This window comes from Nocardioides korecus (genome assembly GCF_054778395.1).
This window is the reverse complement of the sequence record NZ_BAAGZO010000020.1, coordinates 1-6,658: the sequence shown is the minus strand read 5'-3', so window position 1 is coordinate 6,658 and position 6,658 is coordinate 1. Positions and strand designations below refer to the sequence as shown.

4 protein-coding genes and 1 pseudogene are annotated in these 6,658 nt (G+C 66.1%); 4 read left to right on the top strand and 1 reads right to left on the bottom strand.

Going from position 1 to position 6,658, the window contains the following annotated elements; translation table 11 throughout:
• Positions 1-947: 947 nt before the first annotated feature.
• The 4 genes from ACYVDA_RS20540 (at position 948) to ACYVDA_RS20525 (ending at position 4,838) form a co-directional block, all read left to right on the top strand.
• Entirely contained in the window at positions 948-2,042 is a 1,095-nt protein-coding gene (locus ACYVDA_RS20540) for a PxKF domain-containing protein (RefSeq protein WP_460820405.1), read from the top strand.
• A 1,254-nt stretch (positions 2,043-3,296) separates the two neighbouring features.
• A complete protein-coding gene (locus ACYVDA_RS20535) occupies positions 3,297-3,857 on the top strand; it encodes a hypothetical protein (protein ID WP_460820404.1) in 561 nt (186 codons plus the stop codon).
• Positions 3,858-3,914: 57 nt separating this feature from the next.
• Positions 3,915-4,196, top strand: a complete 282-nt coding sequence (locus tag ACYVDA_RS20530) for a DUF2188 domain-containing protein (protein ID WP_460820403.1) — start codon at positions 3,915-3,917, stop codon at positions 4,194-4,196.
• Between the two features lie 183 nt (positions 4,197-4,379).
• The gene (locus tag ACYVDA_RS20525) at positions 4,380-4,838 is read left to right on the top strand and encodes a hypothetical protein (RefSeq protein ID WP_460820402.1); all 459 of its coding nucleotides are present in this window, start codon (positions 4,380-4,382) and stop codon (positions 4,836-4,838) included.
• Between the two features lie 279 nt (positions 4,839-5,117).
• On the opposite strand, the pseudogene ACYVDA_RS20520 reads toward ACYVDA_RS20525, so the two are convergent.
• Positions 5,118-6,296 (bottom strand): annotated as a pseudogene (locus ACYVDA_RS20520) (IS3 family transposase).
• Between the last annotated feature and the right edge of the window lie 362 nt (positions 6,297-6,658).

Genomic DNA, 6,658 nt, shown 5'->3' with positions numbered 1-6,658 from the left:
TCACGTCGCAGATCGACCGCCATCCGGATCGCTCGCTCACGGAGCTCGTCGGGGTACTTCCTCGGTGCTGCCATGACTCTCATCCTTCCGTGGAATGAGAGCCTCCATCGGACCCGGCACGCAACAGCACCGCCGTGGGCCGGTACACGGACACCATGAACAGGCCGCGTCCCTTCGTGGGCGTTCAAACGAGCGGGGTCTGGGCCCGCGGGACAGGGGCAACGCTGCCCAGTGACGCCGGCTCCGGCCCAGCGAACTTCAATGGCGTGTCCTGCACGTCGGTCGGCAACTGCGTGGCTGTGGGCGAGTACCGGGACGTCAACAACGCCCGGCAGGCACTGGTGGCGACCGAGGTCGACGGCACCTGGGTTCGGGCAGCGAAGCTGAACCTTCCGACCGGTGCTACCGGCGGCGCCGTCCTCACGGGGGTGGCCTGCACATCGGTGGGGAACTGCGTCACCGCTGGCAACTACAACGACCGCTCGGGCTACCAGCAGGCGATGGTGGCGACCGCGGCCGGCGGAGCCTGGGGGCAGGCGTCCCTGGTGCCCGCGCCCGCCGGCGCATCCACGAACGCTCGGGGGTTCCTGGGCCCCGTGTCCTGCACCTCGGTGGGGAACTGCGTCGCCGTGGGTGACTACGTCGACAAGTCCGAGGCCATGCAGGCCATGGCAGCGACCATGAGTGGCGGGGTGTGGGGACCCGCGGTCCAGGTAGTCGCCCCCAGCGACAGTGCCGCCGTTGCCAATGTGGCCCTGCTTGGCGTGTCATGCCCATCGGTGGGCAACTGCTCAGCCGCTGGCTACTACGCGGCCACAGCTGGCAACTGGCAACCGGTCACGGCGGACATGGTCGACGGGACGTGGGCCCGGGCCACCAGGGTTGCTCCTCCGGCTGACGCTCGCACGACTGCACCTCGCGGCTACTTCAGTGGCAGGTCCGCCAACGTGTCCTGCTGGTCGGTGGGGAACTGCATCGCCGTGGGCGGCTACTACGACGCCAACGGCTTCCAGAACATGACGGCCACCCGCACCAACGGGGTCTGGGCCCCGGCGGTCAAGTCGGATGTCCCCTCAGACGCGGGAACCCCCAACCCGGACGCAGGGTTCAGCGCCGTGTCCTGCGTGACGGGTGGGTCCTGCACGGCCGTCGGGGACTACGGCAACACCTCCGGCTACTACAACGCCCAAGCAGCGGACGTGCTCAACGATGCGACCCCGCCCAAGATCACCCACACCGTGACCCCGAACGCGCCAGACGGATCCGCAGGCTGGTACCGCGGCACCCCGAGCGTCACCTTCGACGTCACCGACCCGGAGTCGCCGGCAACCCCCGAAGGCACCTCGTGCAAGGCCCGCATCATCGACACCGACGGTGCCGACCAGTCGTTCACCTGCACCGCAACCTCGCTGGGCGGGACCACGTCTGACACCGTCACGATCAACCGTGACAGCACCGCCCCGACGGTGTCCTTCGACAACGGCGGCATCGCCGACGGCGGCAGCTACGTATGGGGCAGCACGCCTGCGGCACCCACCTGCTCGGCAAGTGATGCCACCTCGGGGGTCGACGGCACCTGCACCGTGACGGGCTACGACACGACCGTGGGACCGCAGAAGCTCGCCGCCACCGCGACCGACAAGGCCGGCAACACCACGACCATCACCCGCAGCTACACGGTGACGCCGTGGACGACCAGCGGGTTCTTCGCTCCCGTCGACATGGGCGGGGTCCTCAACACCGTCAAGGGCGGGGCGACGGTCCCGGTGAAGTTCAAGGTCACCGCCGGCTCCACCCCGGTGACCGACCCGGCCACGGTCGGTGCGTTCTCGGCCACCAAGGTCACCTGCGCCACCGGCCTCCCCACCGACGCGATCGAGACCACCACCACCACCGGCGGAACGACGCTGCGCTATGACGCCACCGCGGGCCAGTTCATCTACAACTGGCAGACCCCCAAGACCACGGCCGGCACCTGCTACAAGCTCACCCTCACCACCCCGGACAGCACGCCCACCAGCGCACTGTTCCAGCTCAAGTAGCGCCACCCACGACGGCACCGCCCCACCCAACCGGGTGGAGGCGGTGTCGCCAATTCCTCAACAGCGTCTTACCACCGCGTGCGGGCGCCCTCCCCAAAGCCCCTGTCAGCCGCGAGGTGCGCATCCGCATGACTGCCAGCCGTCTGTCCACCCATCGCTCGGTGGACTCTCGCCACGGTCTCAAGACCTGCGTCCGAGACCCGGGAGTCCGCCGCGATACGCCCAGACAGAGGAACTTCGAGGTGGATCGCATACCGCGCACCTACGTGAAGATCCGCCGTGCGCTCGTTCGAATTCGAAACCGCACGAAGTGCATAGGCTCGTCTGAGGAATTGTTGTCGAAGGCCTTTCTTCGGCGGTCTTACGGGCGATAGCTGCTCGGCGCGCCTTGTCCAGCTTCGCGGACGCACGCGCCTCTGCGCGCTTCACGTCGCGATCCAGGGCGACCGCTTTGGTTACGACGCGTCGCATGCCTTCGAGGTCCTTCGCAGGGATGGGAACTCCCCCACGCTGACGCTTTGGCAGACCCTCATCAACAGTCCCAGGCATCCAGCCGAACTCGCGATCACTGGCAGCGCACTCAGCGAATGTGCCCCGAAACCGGTGCTCGTTCATCCGCAAGTTGTCGTCGTATGCGACACGGGCACCGCAGAGCGGGCACGGCCCAGGGCGCCGCCCTCTCGACTCGGCGGGGTCCGACGCCTCAGTCACCTTGCCCGGCGGGTCGGATTTGGGGCGTTGCGCCGGGCCTCCAACGGGCTTCTTGCCTTGTCCGCGACTCTTGGCTCGCGCCGCCACTCGCGCACGATCAACCTGCTTCTTCTGAACCACTTCTGCGCGCCTTCAGACTGACCGGTCATGACTCGAGTCAACTCAGCGTTTCACGCCACCGCGTCTGGCCGGCGCCCTTTGGTCAATGCCCACGCCCAATTGGGGAAATTTTCGGCGGAGGCGCGTCTTTCCACCGCCTCTGACACATTGCTCTGCCGACGAGCGGACACAGGAGTCGGTTGGCGGGTTCCGCGAGACTGGTGGTGTCCCTCGTGGGAGGGTGGTGCCATGGCTCGGCAGTCACCGCTTGGCAGGCTATTGATCGTGTTCGGGCCCGAAGCCAGAGACGAAAATTTGTTGGCGCAATGCGTCGGCCGCTTTCGAACGGCACCCCAGCAGACGACCTCAAGCTTCTGGGACTTTCACGCAGGCGCCTATAACGACGACCCAAACCCTTTTGCCAGTCAATTTTTCGGTCCTGCCGTGGAAGCCCTGCTGAAGGGGTACATCGTCATACTCATAGATGGCGTTTTTGACAACCACCAACGGCGAAGCAAGGTGGAACTCGCCTTTCAGCGGACCTTTCCTGACCTTGCGATCGATCACGTTCAAGTTGGTGGAGGTGCAGAGCTCGGTCGCTCTGACGAGCAAATTCTCGTCGATGGCGACGTCTACGAAAACGGTGACGACGGTTCGAACGAGCGCATCGTCGTCGAGTCAGAAGCAGATCGCCACGAGTTGCGGACCGCGCTCCACAGAGCGTCCGTACGCATGATGCGAGTCGACGAGGACGGTCGGGAATACCCCGACCTCGCAGTGATCCACACGGGGAGCGGCATGGCTAGCGTCGATGCCGACGACGCGGGGGTCTACACGGCTAACTACGTTTCGGGGATCGTGGAGGACGAGGACGGCAACCCCGGGTTCTACATTGACTGCAAGGGTGCTATCGAGCCTCCTATGGGTGCCAAATTCCGCCAGATCCTCGTCGAAGAGTTCAGGAAGCGAGGCATCTCGTCCGCTCACGTGCGGACTGCCGACTGACTCAGCAGACGGAGCCGCATGTTTGCTCATCGCGCATAGGGTGGCGCCGCAGCTACCGTGGGTGCCGCGGTCCGCGGGCGCTCAAAAACGTGCGTCACAGCGCCGCGTCAGCACCTAACCCATCTGGCCGATAGACGGGAGCGCGCCAAGTGCCGAATCTCATCCGAACGTCATTCCGAATCTCACCAGAGTGAGATTCGGAGGCTTGTCGCCGCCGACTACCGCATCGTCCACATCGCCGGTGGAGGCGAGACCGTCATCCACGGACGCGACGGCAAAATTCGTGACTCCAAGACCGTCGCCCCCAGCAGGCGCGAGAGAACGCCCGCGCCGAGGTGAAGGCCGAACGTGAGCAGGAACGCGGACGGCTGCGGCGTCGCCCTGCCTGAGCCCCACCCTGCTGCTCCACCCGGCCTTTGAGCAGACGCGACAGTGGCCGCGGAACCGGTCGAGCCACTACGGCGTCCCAGAAAGAGGTAGCTGCCCCGGAGCGGGTCGGCCAGGGCACGCAAGGGGGCAAACGTGATCGTTAGATCGGTGACGGCGGCGCGGGCGCTGACCCTTGTCGGCGGGCTGGCCTTCATCGGTGCGGGCTGCGCGAACACCAACCCGGACACCCAGGTCCTCCGGGCCGGTGAAGCATATGTGCTGATGGAGACTGAGCAGTACAGCGGCAATGTTGGTGGGCAGGGAATCGGCTCGACGCTGCGGCTCGTGGACGGCTGTGTCGGCTTCGGAGAACCGGGGCACGAGGTGCTCGCGGTGTTCCCGCCAGGCACGACGGTCACGGGATCTGACGCCCGTGTGGTCATCCATGTTGGGGACCACAAATACCGGATCGGTGACGCAATCGTCGGAGGCACCCGGCAGGGCGGAGATCAAGGCGACGGCCCCCGACTCAGCGAGTTCGGTGACCTCGCACATCAGGTGCCAGCATCTTGCCGCAACCGGAGAGCCGTCGACATCGACCCGGATAGTTGAGTCGCACGACCGAGGGTCGGTCACTCCGCCGCCTGTCGGACGCGCGGCAATTATGGACTCTGCCGATGTGCGTCCTTCCATGTGAGGCTCTCGCTATGGGCGATGAGGACTTCAGGCAGCCGTGGGTTCGCCTCGAGGCCAAGCAGGCACAGGCGGTCGAGGACGAGGCGCACGCAGAGGTAGGAGCCGGCCATGAGTTGCACAGACTGCTTCTTCGCGCTGTAGCTAAGTGCGAAGACTGCGACCTGGGTCTGCGGCACGGATAGGTGACAGGTCGGGTTAGGACGCCTGGGCGGCGGCTGTCGTCATGATCAACTCGTATTCGACCGGGGTCAACCGTCCGAGAGCGGCCTGTCGACGGCGTCGGTGGTAGGTCCGTTCCATCCAGGTCACGATCGCGATTCGCAGCTCCTCACGGGTGCTCCATATGCGGCGGTCGAGGACGTTCTTCTGCAGCAGACTGAAGAAGGACTCCATGGCGGCGTTGTCGCCGGCCGCGCCGACACGGCCCATCGAGCCGACCATCTAATGGCGGTTGAGCTGGTGAACGAGCTTTCTGGACCTGAACTGGGACCCGCGGTCGGTGTGCAGCACGCAGCCGGCCACCTCGGAGCCTGCTGCCCGGCGGCGGGCGACGGCGTTGTCGAGCGCGGCGACGGCGATCCGGGACTTCATCCGTGAGTCGATCGAGTAGCCGACGATGCGGTTGGAGTAGACGTCCTTGACCGCGCAGAGATACAGCTTGCCTTCCCGGGTCCAGTGCTCGGTGATGTCGGCCAGCCACAGCTCGTTCGGTCGCGGCGGCGGTGAAGTCGCGCTCGACGAGGTCGTCATGGACCGGCGGGCCTGCCTTCTTGCCGTTGCGGCCGCGCTTCTTCCCGAACGCCGACCACCAGCCCAGTTGCGAGCAGATCTTCCAGGCGGTCCGTTCCGCCATCGGCTGGCCGGCGTCGCGGGCCTCATCGAGGAGGAACCGGTAGCCGAACTCCGGGTCGTCGCGGTGAGCATCGAACAGCGCGTTCGCGCGGTAGGCGGCCGTAAGCTCGGCGTCGGCCACCGGCTGAGCGAGCCAGCGGTAGTAGGGCTGGCGAGCGATCTTCAGCACCCGGCACGTCACCGCGACGGGAACCCCGTCGGCAGCCAGCTCGCGGACGAGCGGGTACATCATTTTCCCGGCAGGTGCGCCTGCGACAGGTACGCCGCCGCCCGCCGCAGCACCTCGTTCTCTTGCTCGAGCAACTTGATCCGCTTGTTGGCCTCACGCAGCGCGTCCGACTCGTTGGCGGCTCGGCCCGCTGCCGAGGGGGAGGTCGAGGTTCGGTCATCGATCGTGAGCCAGCGCTTCAAGCACGACGCAGAGATTCCGAAGTCTTTCGCGACCTGGGCCATCGAGGCATCGGAGTTGCGGTAGACCCTGATCACGTCCTGGCGAAACTCCTTGGGGAACGGCTTGGGCACGGTGCACATCCTTCCAGCGTCGACACACATCGACGCAGATCAGATCTCACCTACTCGTGCAGCAGACCCTGCCTCTATCGAGCGTCATCGCCGGCCGCGGAACCACCATCGGGAGGCATCCACCTAGGAGCCTCTGACAACCAGTCGAACTGGCCGCTGGGCAGCAAGAGGTCGGGCCTTCCCAACGGCGGCGCGGCACCCCGAAGAACCTCCCCAGGGCCCCTACTTCTTACAGGGTGCAAGAGGTGTGAAGGCTTGCGACTTCGTCGCTGCGTTGGGGGATGAGAATCGGGGGGTCGCTCGGCGACGTCGGGACACACTGGTGCGGGTGAGCCCGTTGAGGTGTATGGCGTGGGGTCTTC